Source organism: Oceanobacillus sojae (assembly GCF_007991515.1).
Lineage (GTDB): Bacteria > Bacillota > Bacilli > Bacillales > Amphibacillaceae > Oceanobacillus > Oceanobacillus sojae.
In genome coordinates, this window is the sequence record NZ_BJYM01000016.1 from 51,120 (window position 1) to 66,213 (window position 15,094).

Genomic DNA, 15,094 nt, shown 5'->3' on the forward strand with positions numbered 1-15,094 from the left:
AGATATAATATAAACAATTTGAAAATTGCTGCATAAGGAGGTTTATGGAATGGCAACGTTTGAGGATTTTTTAAAGATTGATTTACGTGTAGGTACTGTATTACACGCAGAACCGCTCGAAAAGGCACGTGTCCCTGCGATTAAATTACGTATTGATTTTGGAGAAGAGATTGGTGAAAAACAATCCTCGGCACAAATTACCAAACGCTATACACCTGAGGGTTTGATAGGACGCCAGATTGTTGCAGTCGTTAATTTTCCGCCGCGCAGAATTGCCGGATTTAAATCAGAGGTACTTGTCGTTGGTGGAGTAGAGGGAGAGGGGGATGTAGTTTTACTTGGTCCAGATGAACAAGTGGCGAATGGCACGAAAATTTCGTGAATAAAAAATGTCCATTCACATGAATTAAAAATTATTCAGCGAATGGACATTTTTCTATTCACTTTCATTCACAGGCTGCTCCATACTTCCCATAAATAAAATAATATTCTCTTCTGTATTAGTAATTGTGAATAGAAACGGACGATTGATATCCATCTGGAAGGTATCCTGTATAATTGCAGCAGTTTCTTCTATAGAAACAGAGGTAGCTCCTGCTGCTTCCGTACCTTCTTCGTTAACGTCTATAAATGTTTTATGATAAATTTCGTCGATATAAGCCCCTTTATCTTCTATTGACGTAAACATATTAGAAAAATTAGCATAATTTGGGTCGAAGGCCTGCTCCATACCGAGATCAATAAAAAGATCATTTAATTCGGATTCATATTCCAGTGTGAAGGAGGGAAGAAATACGGTTCCTGTTTGTTTCTCCATATCATCTGTCCATTCCTGCCATTTTTCTAAAGAAAAGTCTTCCTGGAAATCTGTAAAGCTGCTATCCTCATTAGGCAGGAAAATTTGCATTTGTATTGTTTCTTCCTCCTCATAAGGCAGAGAAACAACCTGAACATCATCGTTTTCTGAGTAATTTAATTCTTCCTCATACAATACCATCGTAGGTGTTTCAATAGAAGAGCCATCTGCTAAATGAAATTCCTGTTCCTCTGTTAAGCTTTCATCAAAAGGATATGTCCAATCACCTTGAAAGTAAACAGCATTGAGCAAGAATAAAATTAAATTAGGTGAAATCTCATCTATCATATTATCTATCCGGTCATTTGTCTGTTCAGCAACCCAATCATTAATGGCATCTTCTGTTGTCAGGGGCTCTACTTGTGCAAGATAAGATGTTTCCAGCATTTCCTGGTAAGCAGATTCAATCTCCATATCTTCCCTGAACCAGACGGCATTTGCGAGATACAGCTCCAGTTCCTGATTATCCCCTGCCTGATTCATTAACAAATCGTGGTTTGCAGAAAGTAAGGCATCAGAATCAATATTCTCTATCCCAAGTACTTCAGCCATTTCTTCTTTTGTCTCTCCTCCGGCACCGTGATATGTCATATTTAATGCAGTCCAAATACTTATAGGAGAAATAAATAAATTGCCATCCTCATTTTTGTCTAATCCGGAGAGTGTTTCAAAACCAAGCTGGTTCAATCCTGACTGGACAGTTTCTTTGGATGCATTGTCCGGCTGTTCTATATCGTCAGCTGGGTTTTCTTGCTCCGAATTAGAGGTATTGCAAGCGCTTAAAAAAATGACTGTAAAAAAACAAAGAAATTTTTTCATCATTTTAACAGCATCTCCTCATTTAATTTTGTTAAACATATCATACATGAAGGAGAGGAACAAGCTAATATGGAAGGAAACTAAATTGAATAAAAGAAAACCATATTAAGCCCCAGGCTTAATATGGTTGCTATTGCCGTTATGAAGAAAGCTTTTGTTCGAAAATCTCTAATAGTTCCGAAACCAATTCATAAGAGTAAGAAGCTTGAGAATAATGGTCTTCCGCATGAATAACCAGAAAGGGCAAATTTTCCTCCGAATTTTCCGACAGCCTGGAAAGAAGTTTCAGATGTACGCTTGATGCTTGTACGATTAGATCATTTGCTTCTTTTAACAGCTTGCGTGCTTCTTCATACTCGTCCACTTTTACCTTTTTTAAAGCGACTAGTGTATCACTTTTAGCCTGCCCGGCAAGTGCAATAATCTCAAAAGCACTTGCTTCTAGAGAAGGGGTTTCGTTTTGTTGATTCTCTTCCATGGACTGTGTCCTCCAATCATTATTTAAGAGTGTGAAGCAATTTAGAAATCAAATGCATCATCTTCCTCTATTTCTTTCTCATTTTGTTCTTTTATCAATTGAGCTTTTTCCATTGCCTTGAAGAAAGGATAATAGATAAGTCCCATCACAATAATATTTACAAATGGCAGGATGACAGCTTTCCAATCAAGCGTCATAATAAATGCCCCGACACCAGGCGGTAAGAATCCAGGCGGCTCTACAATTGGATAACCAATCAAACCAGAGCTGAAGAGAAGGTAGGAAATTCCGCCAATAATTGGTGGAGCAAAGATAAATGGGACAAATAAAAATGGATTCAGTACAATCGGTGTTCCGAAAATTACTGGCTCATTAATACCGAATAAAGATGGAATAAAAGCAACCTTTCCAATTGGACGCAATGTATCTGATTTACTTCGCATCATTAAGAATACAAGCCCCAGGGTAATTCCCGATCCTGTTACCGATAATATACTGTAGTAAAAGCCCATTGTAAAGATATGCGCAGCCTCACCGCCGGCAGCAATGTTGTTTGCATTCGTTGCCATATAGGTAGTAGCGATTGGCAGCCAGACACTGGAAGTGATGGCAGCACCATGTAAACCAAAGAACCAGAGCAGCTGCGTTAAGAAAAGAATCAGCATTACAGCAAAAATATTGTCAATACTCTGAATTGCGGGAGCGAGAACGCCCATAATAACCTGCGAAAATGCCTTGCCGGCAAATTCGAAGGAAAGAATAGAGATTACTGTAAATACGACAATGTTAATAACCATGGGAATTAAATTGTTAAAGCTCTTAGCAACAATGCTTGGAACATCTTTTGGCAGACGAATAACAAGTGATTTGCTATTTAGAAAGCGTGTGATTTCTACAATTCCTAAACTGACAATAATACTGACAAACAGTCCTTGTGCATCAAGGTTTGCTGTTCCAAAACCTCCATCTATTACTTCTGCACCGACAATAAATTGACAGATAACAGCTGTTATTCCAATCTCAATGGAGTTCATCTTATATTTTCTTGCCAGCGATTCCGCGATAAAGAATGCAGAGTATAGCGAAATGATTCCCATTGTGAAATTAAATGGCAGCATAAATTTATCGAGATGATTACCGATAAAAGCTGCGATACTGTTTCCTTCCGGGAGAATATTCATTAAAGCAATCGATAATAAACAAAAAGAGCCGATAATAATGATTGGTACGATACTCATCATGCCTTCTTTAACTGCTTGAATATGCACCTGGTTTTCTATTTTTTTGGCAACAGGTAATAAGTATTTCTGTAATGATTGTTGAAATCTTGATTCTGTCTCGGCCAACGCCATTCAACTCCTCTATGAAGCGTTTTATTTTGAAATAAGATACTGCAAGAGAGGTGCCTCTTTTGCAGTATCTGCTATTAAGATTATCTAGCTTTTGTACAGCTTAATTGCTAATTTAATAATTGCCGGAGCATCTATACGCCCGTAATCGACTAAATCAATCGTGCTCACCTTTACTTGATGATGCTCACACACTTCATGAATGGAGTCTTCTCTGGAACGAATTTGCGGAGCGATAAGCACCACATCGATATCTTTGGCTTCAAGGGTTGGTCCCAATTGGTTTACAGAGGTTGCTTCCACGTTCATTTCTTTATGCTTTAGCTTTTCATGCTCCGCGATAAACGCCTGCATTTTTTGAACTAAATAGCCAGTGGATGCACCTGCTTCACAAATTAAAAGAATATTCATTAATAATCTCTCCTTTAGTCAGAATCACAGCATGCTTTATCTAGCTTTATTATGCTTTAGTACTGCCAAGAGTTGTTTTTAAATGTGGACTCTACAGCCTCTTCCGGGTTATATTTCTTGAGAATTGCTTCATAACGTTCTTTGTAATCATTATCTACTTCTTTTTGAGGGATAACTTTGCTTGCTTCATTTAAGAAGTGGAAAGAATCACGTCCCATTTCTTTTCCTCTTGTTGTATGTTTATCAAGAGCGATATCTGGAATTTCTGGAAGATATCCCATTGCAAAGCTTTTAGCAACAATATTTTTTAATAAGTCGCTGGAGCGGTCTTTTTCACACGCACATAAATAACGAATGGCATGGAAGAAGAATAATGGACGATCGCCATCTGCGTAAACAAATTTTCGACTCATATCATGTAAGTTATTAACTAAGACAGCTGCTTGGGGGTTTCCCATGCCAATGTCTTCTACAGAGATTGCAATTAATCGTCTCCATAGCTTGTCCTCCGCCTGTGGAGAAGTGATATAGAGCTCATACGCAAATGCACATGCATCTTCTTCTTTTCCTCTGCGGATACTTTTTTGTAAACTCGATATTATTTCCTCGGAAATAAACCCGTTTCTAGTATAGGTTCTTGCCCATGGATCTTCTGTGAAATTCTGCATTTTATTTCCTCCTCTTAAAGTTCTGCTTTCAGGGTACTTGTCTCATAAATATGTTCCTTATTAAAGCTGTGCCTATTGCAGCACAATAAATCTAAATGCTTGTAAGAAGCAGCATTGTAAGCCTGGAATTGTTAATGTACAATAAAAATTGTAATCGGCTTAAATAGGAGACTAAACAATGAATATAGAGCATCTTTACGACAAGCATCAATTAGATCATTTAGAAAAGAAATTATTAACTTATCTGGTCAATTATCCAGAGCCATTAAGTAAGCTTGGTATTCGCAAAGCAGCGCAAGATAATAATACCTCCATATCGACCATTATTCGTTTAGCTAAAAAGCTGCATTTTGAAGGATATACAGATATGGTGTACCATATAATATTTTCGAAAAATCAAAAAACAGAAACAATGAAAGGTGACTTGTTTACAATATCGACGGAAATGGTCCAGCAATACAGCAGAGCTTTCCGGAAATTGTTTCAAAAATATCAATCCAAAAAAGTAGTTGTTTTCGGCCTGGGTTACGCACAGCTTATCGCCAATTATATGAATGAGAAATTATTGATAAATGGCTGGAACAGTATTTCAAATACACATCTCCAGCTTTTCTCAGAAGCATATCAAGGAGAAGTACTGCTGATATTTATATCTCAATCAGGCGAAACACCGAGAGCGCTGGATATAATAAAGAATGCCAGTCAAAATGGGATAGACATCATTTCATTTATTGGAAATGCAAACTCGTCTGCAGTACCGTGTTCCACACTTCCAATTATAATTAATGAGTACAACCAGTTGAGAGATCTTCAATATATGCCGAATACCTTCTTTGGAGAGACAATTTTGATATTTGAATATCTGTTTAGTGATTTTTTAGAAAACTCGAAACAGCGCAACGAATAATACGGTTTTATCGTAGCATAGGTGAAAGGGATTGAGTATAAGCAGAAGGAAACTTAAAACATGTTCTAAGTTTGAAAAAAGTTTTAGAGATTTATTTGCCAGGATAGTCTTGAAATTCCGTTAAAATCTAAAATGTATCAGTTTTAAGGGGAGTATTGGTAAAAATTAAAAAGCTAGAAAAAAGTCAACTGCTTCGAGATGCTGTTGACTTTTTTCTAGCTGCAGAGGAAATTATAGAATTATTGTCTTGTGGATAACTATTTATAGAAAAACAGCCGCGTCCAGCTTCGAGCGCCAAACTTTAGAGATTTCACGTCACGCCCTACGATAAAGAAGACTTAGTGATTGTCAAGCCGTCAGGCGTAGACAGAGGTAAAGTTGGGACTGGGACTGCGATTACTCGTTCCATCAAAACCGCCGCACTTATGCCCGCGGGTGAAAGTCAACATCGGTTTAAAGTAAAGGAAGTTCGACCAAGGTCGAACCACCCCCAAAGACCGGGGGCGCAATCTCTACGTCTTTAAGCAGGCGCTCTGCGCTTTTGTTCCTTTTAAGCTTTAACGCCTCTCCAAAATACTTTCCACATAAATTCGCCATGGCGTTCAATAATATCTATATTGTAATAACTGGTTTCATAGGACAGCCCATCTAATAAGCCGTAAAAAGCATGTGCAGCTTCTTCCGGAGAAATTTCATCAGTAATGTCTCCAGCCTCTTGCGCCTTTTCTATTTTTTCTTTAAATACAGCTCTTGCCTGCTCCTCACTATTACGCAGCAACTCTAAAATGCTGTTCTCAAATCCTTTTGGAGGATAAGAAGAGAAACGATTATAAAATTCAATGCTGCTGTCATGATTTGCCAGATCCTTTACATGTGCTTGAAAGGAGAGATGGAATTTTTCTTCTGTTGTTTGCCCATCATTTTCAAAGGTTGACTTTACAAAGTGCACATAGTCGGCAGCAATCTTTGTCGTCACATCCATAAATAATTCTTCTTTACTGCTGTAGTGTGCATAGAGCGAGGATTTCTGCAGTCCGACCCGGTCAGCAATCTTTGTCATGGAAGTGCCGTTATAACCGAGCGTTGCAAACAGATCCATTCCTTCCATTAGAATTTTTTCTTTTGTGTGCATGGTGTTATTCTCCTTTGACAAAATAGTTATACTAGGGTAGAATTTTCTTAGAAACGAACAGTCGGTAGGTTCCGTTGATTCATATTATAGAGTATGCTTAGCGGCATGTCATCTAAAAAGATAAATATAAAGCTTTCGGTTATCAGTATAGCTTTATTTCGCCAGTAAAAAAGTCGGAGGAAAGATAATATGGAAGGACAAGCGTTATTTAAAAATCGTACATTTGTGCTGTTGTTCGTTGCTGGTATCTTTGGCGTAGTCAGCTTCAGTATGTTCTTGACGACAACAACATGGTTTGTTATCAGCGAGAGCGGATCTGCAAGTTCTTTAGGGCTTGTATTAATTGCTGCGACGGTTCCGAGGATTGCGATGATGATTTTCGGCGGAGTGGTGGCAGACCGTTATAAGAAGACCACGATTATGTTTTTAGCAAATTTTGTGCAAGCAGTTCTTCTGCTTATTTTATATATCCTCATTAAAAATGATGGATTATCTCTTAGCCTGCTTCTAGTGATTGCAGCTGGTTTTGGGATGCTGGATGCTTTCTTCGGTCCAGCAAGTTCCTCGATGATTCCTAAAATTGTTGAGAAAAGCCAGCTTCAGCGTGCCAATGCCTTATTCCAGGGAGTGGACCAGGTTTCCTTTGTAGCAGGTCCAATTATTGCAGGAATACTGATGGAATCTGTTGGAGTCAGCGGAAGTTATTTTGTGGCAATGATTTTAGCGCTGCTTTCTGCGGTAATTATTTATCCGCGTTTTATTAATGAAGGCCCTGTTGCACTGCAGGAAAAACAAAAACCGATAAAGGAAATCAAAGAAGGTCTGGCATATATTCGTAATTCACGCTTTTTGCTGACAGGCTTAGCGGTTTTAATTACACTGAACTTCTTTGTATTCGGAACCCTGCATATTGCGATTCCCTTCTTAGTGGAGAGCTATGGAGGAACACCGCTTAATCTAAGCTACATGGAAGCCAGTCTGGGTATAGGTCTGGTTGCCGGGACAGGGGTACTCAGTACCGTGCTGATAAAAAGGAAAGGCAGAACTTCCCTGTTCGGCTTATTGGGGGCGTTAATATCGTACGTTATTTTTGCACTTGTCCCTAATTTAACAATGCTTACGGTTGTTGTATTCTTTATTGGATTTTCTATGTCGTTTGTATTTATTCCGTTCTTTACAGCTGCTCAGGAGCAGACAGAAGACTATATTATGGGAAGAGTCATGAGTATTATTTTTCTGGCTATGAATGGATTCGATCCAATTTCATATGCTCTTGTTTCTGGATTGTCAGCTGCTGATATTTCTATTCAAGTTATCCTGCTAAGCTTTGCGGCGATAGGCTTGATTATTACAACAGTGCTATTTAAAAAAGCAAAAACCTATCAAAGTTTGTAAAACTGCAGCTAAAAAAACCTCTTATGCGATGTTTTGTCACATAAGAGGTTTTTTTATACGGTCATTTCTAATTGATTTCTGCGCCACTTACCAATAAATAGAATGGAAATAGTAAGGATATTGAGGAAGATAAGCTGTCCATATTTCATTGAAGCGAAAAGCTGCTGTACAAATGCCTCTTCTAACAGCATCTTTCCAGCTGTCCAAGCAAGTAAGCCTGCACCGATATAAATAATAATTGGGAAGCGCTGGATTAATTTTAGAATGAGTTCACTGGCTGTTAAAATAATCGGGATACTTAAAATGATTCCGGCAATTACCAGCAGCAAATCGCTGTCTGCAATGGCAGCGATGGCCAGTACATTATCCAGACTCATGATGACATCTGCAAAAATAATAATTGTTATCGCCTCACGCAAAGAATTCCCGCTCTTCATCTGACTTTGATCCTGCTTATCAACCAGTAATTTATATGCTACATACAATAGGAGAAATCCGCCAATTAGTTGAATAAAAGGCAGCTGTAGCAAGTAAATCATGATAAAAACAAAGAGGATACGAAGCGCAATTGCTCCAAAGGTTCCCCAGCGGATAGCGCGTGTTTGAAGATGTTCCGGAAGATTTCGGCTCGCCATCGCAATGACAATAGCATTATCCCCGCTTAATAAAATATTGATAAGGAGAATTTGTCCGACTGTCTGTATAAACTCCAACATATCTCTCCTTTCCTGTCTGCTCGATATTTTAGTATATGAGCTTGTACGAGGAATCAGAACAGGAGAGAAAAAAATAAAGAACGGCAAATGAAAACCCTTTTATTTTTTTATCCAAAGGAAATAAAAGGGTTGTTAACTGTTTTATATGTACGTACATGCCAGGAGGCCTTCCTGCTCTTTTTTGTCAAAAGAAAACTTGTTAAGAAAAAATTAAAATAAATGCTATATTCAATTGAATAGAGGCTGTTGGCCTTGAATCATTTGAAAATATGTAAATAAGCTTAAAAAATATTATCAAGTTTTTATGAGAAACTAGCTATCACTGCGAAGGCGCGCGTAAATGCCGTTTCGTCTGTTTAAATCCAGCTTTAAGCCTGCATATGGATCAGCATGAAGATTCTCTTTGATCCATTTTCTTAATGCAGTAATAATTTGCTTGGTCATCCATTCCTGTTTTCCGGACGGCGTTATGATTTCTGCTGAAAAACCAGTGTAATCATCATAAAACAACTCTACCTGGACGTCATCTGCATTCATATTCTGTTCTTCAGCAATGTACATACATATAGCAAGCACAATATCCTCTTCAGGAATAATAAGTTTTTGCATACCTCAAATTCCTCCTGCATATGGTTGGAAGGCTTATTTAATATCCGCCTTTAGCGATGGTGCCCATTCTATTCTATCTTACTACAAATTCCCTATTTGCATGAAGCAGGAAGTAGTTATAGGGCATAATCTTTCTCTTGACTCTTCTAATCAGGATAATTTTATTGTTAACCTTTATGGGAAAAAGAGCAATGGAGAGAGCGCGAAGCCTCAGAAGAGCTTAGTCATTACTTCGTTTAACTAACATTTCTAAACAGGAAGTATATCAATAGTATATCACTGTCTTATTTGATTTAATAATGAGAGAGGTGTAAATCTATTCTAACTAAAGAAAAGCAGCTGTCCTTAATCCGTAACAGCTGCTTCTATAATCGAAAAGGATGCTTGATGGCAATCAACTTGTGCTAATCTTCCATATGGGATAGGTGTTTTTGGTTCAGTATGTCCAAAAGAAACACCATAAAGAACAGGAAGGTCAACCAGCCCGTTTTCTGCTAGAACAGATAAGATAATTTCCTTATATGCTTCATAATGTACCTCCCCATAAGGTTTTGCAAAAATCATTCCATTTGCCTGGTGGAGTATTCCTTGAGCTGCATAGTTTCTAAGCCATCTTTTTATTAACTCGGGCTCTGTCTGCTCCTCGGATGTTTCAAAGAAGAGAATGCTATTCTTCCATGCTCCCTGCTGTGGCCAGATTTCTGTTCCTTTGGCAAATTCAAGTACTTCGATACAGCCTCCGATAAGGTTTCCTTTTGCGATACCGCTTCCCTGCAGGAGTTCATAACCCCGATCAGGATATCTTGTTCTTGCAATGGATTTATTGGAAATATCCCATTCCAGGAATTCACTTGTCCATTTCTCCGGTGCAGAGATATTGCCGACTGCTTCCACTTTAAAAAGCATGTTTTGAATGGCATTCACTGTGTAATCATCCATTGCAACATTTTCTGCAAAGTCTGTCATAATTGCCGGACCGTAGAAGGAAGATAATCCTGCATGGAAGCAGAATAAATGGGCAATCGTCGTGTCAGAGAAACCCATAAAAATCTTTGGGTTTTTACGGATAATATCAAAATCAATATAGGGAAGCAGGCGGATACTATCATCTCCGCCAATATTAGAAATAATCCCTTTGATTTCAGGATCCTGAAAAGCGGTCATTAAATCCTCAGCCCGTGCCTCGGGGTGTTCAGCTATGTAAGCTTGTCCTTTTAAGCTGTTGGGCATTGGCACAACTTCGAGCCCAAAGACGGATTCTAAGCGTTCCACGCCCTGTTCATAGCGCCAACGCAGTGATGGTTCACCAGCTCCTCCCCAGGAAAGGCTGACAGTTGCTACTTTATCACCAGGCGATAATTTTTTTGGCTGAATAAGCATAATTGAGGCTCCTTTCTGTGAATGGTATATACTATGTATTCGTTACTTATTTGAGAAATCCTTTTTCTGTTTTTTATAATAAGATCCAGTTTTCTTCTTTCTTCGCATTAATATGGCTGCATATATTAATAAAGCGGTAACGATGATAACACAGCTGTAAATAATAAAACTAGATCCTATAAAATCACTGAATTTGGTTCCTGATATGTACGCTTTATAAGGCTGGCCTTCAGGATAACGGATATTTATTAAATCACGATTTTGAGGAAAAATACGAGAGGATACTTGTTTGGAAATAAAATTTCTTCTTCTATATCTTCCGCGTAAAAAGGATAAATGCAAATAGTATGAATTTGTGCTATGGAGGCCGGCATTATAATTACGCTCTTTATCAGAAATAAAAGCCTCGGTTTCTATTTGATTGCCACTATAGGATTGAACAACACTTATAACAGCTTTTCCCATAAAAACATATGACATTAAAAATAAGAGAGAAAAGATTCCCAATAGCGAAAAGACAAACAGGTACAGAATAATCTTTGATAAAATCCTGCTTTACGCCTGTACACCCTTATGGTAATCTAAAGCTGACAAGTAAATACGCAATGATCCACTAGGGGTGCTTATAAAGCTGAGAGAGGCATGTATATACTGCCTTAACCCTTACCAACCTGATCTAGTTTGTACTAGCGGAGGGAAGTGGGCGGGATATGCCTATAGGCAAATGAAATAAAACTTTCTGCCATCTTCCTTCCTGGGGAGATGGCTTTTTTGCGTGCTTTAAAGGAGGTTTATTTTAATGGATAAAATAGTTCAGGATGTATGGAACCGGGAGAAAGAGCTGGTAGAGCTACTCAGCGATTTGATCCGCTTCAGGACACCGGCGCCGCCTGCAAGAAATACAGCGGATATCCAGGCTTATATTGCAAAGTATTTGAAGGAAATGGATTTTGAAACAGAACAATGGGATGTTTATCCGGGAGATCCAAATGTCGTCGGCCATCTACAAGGAACTTCTTCTGATGCATATAATAGTTTGATTCTTAATGGACATGTCGATGTCGCTTCTATTGAAGAGGATGAAAACTGGAAAAATGCGCCATTTCAACCGATAGTAGAAGACCGTACATTATACGGACGTGGCGCAGCGGATATGAAAGGTGGTCTGGCAGCTTGTTTATTTGCTATGAGAATTTTGCATGACCATCAGATTGAGCTGGGAGGAGATGTCATTCTTCAATCAGTCATTGGTGAAGAAGTTGGCGAAGCAGGAACGAAGCAATGTGGTGAGCGCGGTTATACAGCAGATTATGCCATTGTTGCAGACACTAGTCATTGTGAAATTCATGGACAGGGCGGTGTTATTACGGGCTGGGTTACAGTGAAAAGCCCAACCACGCATCATGATGGTACACGCAGACAACTTATTCATGCAGGCGGCGGAATGAAGGGAGCGAGTGCGATTGAAAAGATGAACAAGCTGATTACTGCCCTGCAGGAGCTGGAGCGCCATTGGGCAGTGACTAAATCTTATCCAGGTTTCCCGCCGGGCACGAATACGATTAATCCTGCAGTTATTGAGGGAGGAAGACATGCCGCATTTATCGCAGATGAATGCCGCCTGTGGATTACCGTTCACTATTATCCGGATGAGACAGCTGAACAGGTCGCAGAAGAAATTGAGCTGCATTTACGAAAAACAGCGGAAGCAGACGTCTGGATGAGAGACAATCCGCCGGAACTTGAGTGGGGAGGCGAATCGATGATTGTTGACCGGGGTGAAATTTTCCCATCATTCTCAGTAGATGAGGAGCATGCAGCCTTTGCTCTTTTACAAGAGAGTCATCAGGAAGCATTCGGTAAGAAAGCTTCCAGTCGTATGTCTGAAACAGTAACAGATGGGGGATGGCTTGCAGCCTACGGTATTTCTACTGTCTGCTATGGCCCAGGAGAATTAAAGCACGCTCATGCAGTCGATGAACAGATAGATATAGATGAGCTATTAGACTATACAGCGTCATTACTGCGGTTTATTTTGAAATGGTGTAATACAGAAAAACAGAAATAGCGTTGTTCATAAAAAATATATAAAAGGAGCTTTTATAACATGAAATTTTCAGAGCGTATTCGCAAGAAAGCAGACCCGGTTTGGGAGAAAAGCCATCAGCATCCATTTGTACAGGGGATTGGTAATGGAACACTCGATATAGAGGCGTTTAAATTTTATATGTGTCAGGATTACAAGTATTTGATAGAGTACTCCAAAGTAATTGCGATGGGAACGGTGCTTGCAAAAGATTTAGATACGATGTCCGGGTTTGCTAAATCATTGGACGAAACGCTAAATTTTGAAATGGATCTTCATCGTCAGTATGCTGAACATCTTGGTATTTCAAGGGATGAACTGGAATCTACTGTTCCAGGTCCTGTAACTCTTGCTTACAGCAGTAACATGCTTGCAGAAGCGCAGAAGGGCTCTTTAGCAGCTTTGATTGCAGCAATTCTGCCGTGTGCCTGGAGTTATCACGAAATTGGTCTGGAGCTGGCGAAGAAGCCGGGTGCGCTGGAGCATGAGCAGTACGGAGAATGGGTGAAAATGTACAGCTCGGATGAATTTGGTTCCATCGGTAAGTGGCTGATTGAAAAATTGGATGAACTTGCTGAAGGCTGTACGGAAACAGAACTGAATGATTTAGAAGCTATTTTTCTGAATACCAGCCGCTATGAATATATGTTTTGGGATATGGCGTATAAGCGTGAAGGCTGGCCGGTTTAATGGCAAAGAGATTACCTATAAGATATAAGCCATTTGTGAAATAGTGTATAAATAGGATGTTTGGTATAACAATATTGTCTATAAAATTGAAAAAAGTAGAATGGTTGGATAGACAATGAATAGATTCATGGTAAAATAAAGAAAACGGATATGGAAGATGGGTGAAGCAGATGAAGCTCTGGTGGAGAAGAATAGCAGTCGTATTTATAACTATCTTAACGTTGGGGATATATACACCGACTAACCTTTTAGAAATTGATGCAGATAAACGGAGCGACAGTAATTTATCTTCTTCATCTGATATAGAAACAACATCTGTTATTGAGGAAACCACCCAATCATATATTGTAGGGAATCCAAAGGAAGTTTATCTGGAACATCTGCATAAAGAGGCAAAAGAATTGAGTCTGGAAAAGTTTGGACCAAGAATCACTGATAAAGTAGAGAACGAATTTGCCGCAGTTATTTTGCCGCAAATGGAAACATTACTTGCAGATCTTGTTGAACATTCTGAGGAATATAAAGATATCGCTATTACGGAAAAGCCGTCAGAAGGCTATGGAGAACGAATCTTTAATGTTTCTAATAACAACACAAATGAAACATTGGTAAAGTTTCATGTCCGTCGTGAAAACCGGCCATTAGAAGGACATTATTTTAATTTTCATTATCATTTAAATAAAGACAGGTTCCAAAAGCATTATCACATCGGGGATATCTATTGGGATAAAAATACACCGCCAAAATGGATGGCATAAGAACAAAATTATGTTTTTATATTAAGAAAGGCAAGGAGGCGACGAGCGCTTCCTTGCCTTTTGTTTTTTTATAATAATTTATTCGTTTCCTCTAAATAAGCTCCAATCTTCCGGTCAAATACAACTAAATCTGCATAATTATCTAATGGTGTTTTCTCCTGATTCACAATGACGAGCTTTGCACCATTTTGTTTTGCGATTTCCGGAAATTGATTGGCAGGCGTTACGGATAGGGAGGATCCCAGTACAATAAATAAATCAGCCTGCTTTGCAAGTTCAAAAGCAGCAGAGAAGGCATCCTCTGGGAGCATTTCTCCAAATAACACAATAGAAGGTCTGAGTATTCCACCACAGGAACAGTAGTAATCTTCATCTACATAAGCAGAGCTGTCATAAACTTTTCCGCAGCTTTGGCAATGAAGCTTCTGCAGCGTTCCATGAAGCTCATGAACATGTTTGCTGCCTGCATCCTGATGGAAGCCGTCTACATTCTGAGTAATGATGGCCTGAATAAGTCCATTCTTCTCCCAATCGGCTAGAATTTGATGGCCTTTATGCGGACCGAATTCCTTTACACCAAGAACACGTTCCCGATAAAATTCGGTAAAATCTTCTACGTGATGATTTAAAGCATCTACGCTTGCGATTTTACTCGGGTCTTTTTTTCTCCAAATTCCTCGGTTTGTTGAACGAAAATCAGGCAGTCCACTTTCTGTAGACATTCCTGCACCAGTGAAAATAACGGTATGATTGGAATCTTTTAACCATTCATGAAGCATCGAGACCCCTCCTCTTCTATATGTTTTCTATTATACATGTTGTTGGAGCTATATGCGACTA

The 15,094-nt window shown here is 39.0% G+C and carries 16 protein-coding genes and 1 riboswitch; of the genes, 6 read left to right on the forward strand and 10 right to left on the reverse strand.

What is annotated here, in order from left to right; genetic code table 11:
• The first annotated feature begins 49 nt into the window (after window positions 1–49).
• The gene (csaA, locus tag OSO01_RS17500; protein WP_147211734.1) at window positions 50–382 is read left to right on the forward strand and encodes a chaperone CsaA; all 333 of its coding nucleotides are present in this window, start codon (window positions 50–52) and stop codon (window positions 380–382) included.
• Window positions 383–436: 54 nt separating this feature from the next.
• Here the strand turns inward: csaA and OSO01_RS17505 are convergent, their stop codons facing one another.
• From OSO01_RS17505 to OSO01_RS17525, 5 genes are all read right to left on the reverse strand, one after another.
• On the reverse strand, window positions 437–1,678 hold the full coding sequence (locus OSO01_RS17505) for a serpin family protein (RefSeq protein ID WP_147211735.1): 1,242 nt from the start codon (window positions 1,676–1,678) through the stop codon (window positions 437–439).
• Between the two features lie 136 nt (window positions 1,679–1,814).
• On the reverse strand, window positions 1,815–2,153 hold the full coding sequence (locus OSO01_RS17510; protein ID WP_147211736.1) for a PTS lactose/cellobiose transporter subunit IIA: 339 nt from the start codon (window positions 2,151–2,153) through the stop codon (window positions 1,815–1,817).
• Between the two features lie 41 nt (window positions 2,154–2,194).
• Window positions 2,195–3,499, reverse strand: a complete 1,305-nt coding sequence (locus OSO01_RS17515) for a PTS sugar transporter subunit IIC (protein WP_222595745.1) — start codon at window positions 3,497–3,499, stop codon at window positions 2,195–2,197.
• Between the two features lie 90 nt (window positions 3,500–3,589).
• Window positions 3,590–3,913 carry a PTS sugar transporter subunit IIB gene (locus tag OSO01_RS17520; RefSeq protein ID WP_147211738.1) on the reverse strand — a complete coding sequence of 108 codons (324 nt, stop codon included), beginning with the start codon at window positions 3,911–3,913 and terminating at the stop codon, window positions 3,590–3,592.
• 56 nt (window positions 3,914–3,969) lie between these two features.
• The gene (locus OSO01_RS17525; RefSeq protein WP_147211739.1) at window positions 3,970–4,581 is read right to left on the reverse strand and encodes an AAA family ATPase; all 612 of its coding nucleotides are present in this window, start codon (window positions 4,579–4,581) and stop codon (window positions 3,970–3,972) included.
• A gap of 178 nt (window positions 4,582–4,759) precedes the next feature.
• Here OSO01_RS17525 and OSO01_RS17530 point away from each other — a divergent pair, with 178 nt between their 5' ends.
• Window positions 4,760–5,488, forward strand: coding sequence for a MurR/RpiR family transcriptional regulator (locus OSO01_RS17530; protein ID WP_147211740.1), 729 nt, complete (start codon window positions 4,760–4,762; stop codon window positions 5,486–5,488).
• Between the two features lie 550 nt (window positions 5,489–6,038).
• Here OSO01_RS17530 and OSO01_RS17535 read toward each other — a convergent pair.
• A complete protein-coding gene (locus OSO01_RS17535) occupies window positions 6,039–6,620 on the reverse strand; it encodes a TetR/AcrR family transcriptional regulator (protein WP_147211741.1) in 582 nt (193 codons plus the stop codon).
• Between the two features lie 189 nt (window positions 6,621–6,809).
• Here OSO01_RS17535 and OSO01_RS17540 point away from each other — a divergent pair, with 189 nt between their 5' ends.
• Window positions 6,810–8,015: an MFS transporter gene (locus OSO01_RS17540; protein ID WP_147211742.1), complete on the forward strand. Its 1,206-nt coding sequence runs from the start codon at window positions 6,810–6,812 to the stop codon at window positions 8,013–8,015.
• A gap of 53 nt (window positions 8,016–8,068) precedes the next feature.
• Here OSO01_RS17540 and OSO01_RS17545 read toward each other — a convergent pair whose 3' ends face one another.
• The 3 genes from OSO01_RS17545 to OSO01_RS17555 form a co-directional block, all read right to left on the reverse strand.
• Window positions 8,069–8,731 carry a TerC family protein gene (locus tag OSO01_RS17545; RefSeq protein ID WP_246145202.1) on the reverse strand — a complete coding sequence of 221 codons (663 nt, stop codon included), beginning with the start codon at window positions 8,729–8,731 and terminating at the stop codon, window positions 8,069–8,071.
• 312 nt (window positions 8,732–9,043) lie between these two features.
• A complete protein-coding gene (locus OSO01_RS17550) occupies window positions 9,044–9,340 on the reverse strand; it encodes a DUF2653 family protein (protein ID WP_147211743.1) in 297 nt (98 codons plus the stop codon).
• 345 nt (window positions 9,341–9,685) lie between these two features.
• Window positions 9,686–10,720, reverse strand: coding sequence for a S66 family peptidase (locus OSO01_RS17555; protein ID WP_147211744.1), 1,035 nt, complete (start codon window positions 10,718–10,720; stop codon window positions 9,686–9,688).
• A 605-nt stretch (window positions 10,721–11,325) separates the two neighbouring features.
• Window positions 11,326–11,435: riboswitch (TPP riboswitch) on the forward strand.
• 84 nt (window positions 11,436–11,519) lie between these two features.
• Here OSO01_RS17555 and OSO01_RS17565 point away from each other — a divergent pair.
• From OSO01_RS17565 to OSO01_RS17575, 3 genes are all read left to right on the forward strand, one after another.
• On the forward strand, window positions 11,520–12,788 hold the full coding sequence (locus OSO01_RS17565) for an acetylornithine deacetylase (RefSeq protein WP_147211746.1): 1,269 nt from the start codon (window positions 11,520–11,522) through the stop codon (window positions 12,786–12,788).
• 39 nt (window positions 12,789–12,827) lie between these two features.
• The gene (gene tenA, locus OSO01_RS17570; RefSeq protein WP_147211747.1) at window positions 12,828–13,496 is read left to right on the forward strand and encodes a thiaminase II; all 669 of its coding nucleotides are present in this window, start codon (window positions 12,828–12,830) and stop codon (window positions 13,494–13,496) included.
• 170 nt (window positions 13,497–13,666) lie between these two features.
• A complete protein-coding gene (locus OSO01_RS17575) occupies window positions 13,667–14,254 on the forward strand; it encodes a YpjP family protein (RefSeq protein WP_147211748.1) in 588 nt (195 codons plus the stop codon).
• A 68-nt stretch (window positions 14,255–14,322) separates the two neighbouring features.
• Here OSO01_RS17575 and OSO01_RS17580 read toward each other — a convergent pair whose 3' ends face one another.
• Complete coding sequence (locus tag OSO01_RS17580; RefSeq protein ID WP_147211749.1) at window positions 14,323–15,033, reverse strand: NAD-dependent protein deacylase; 711 nt, start codon at window positions 15,031–15,033, stop codon at window positions 14,323–14,325.
• Window positions 15,034–15,094: the final 61 nt, after the last annotated feature.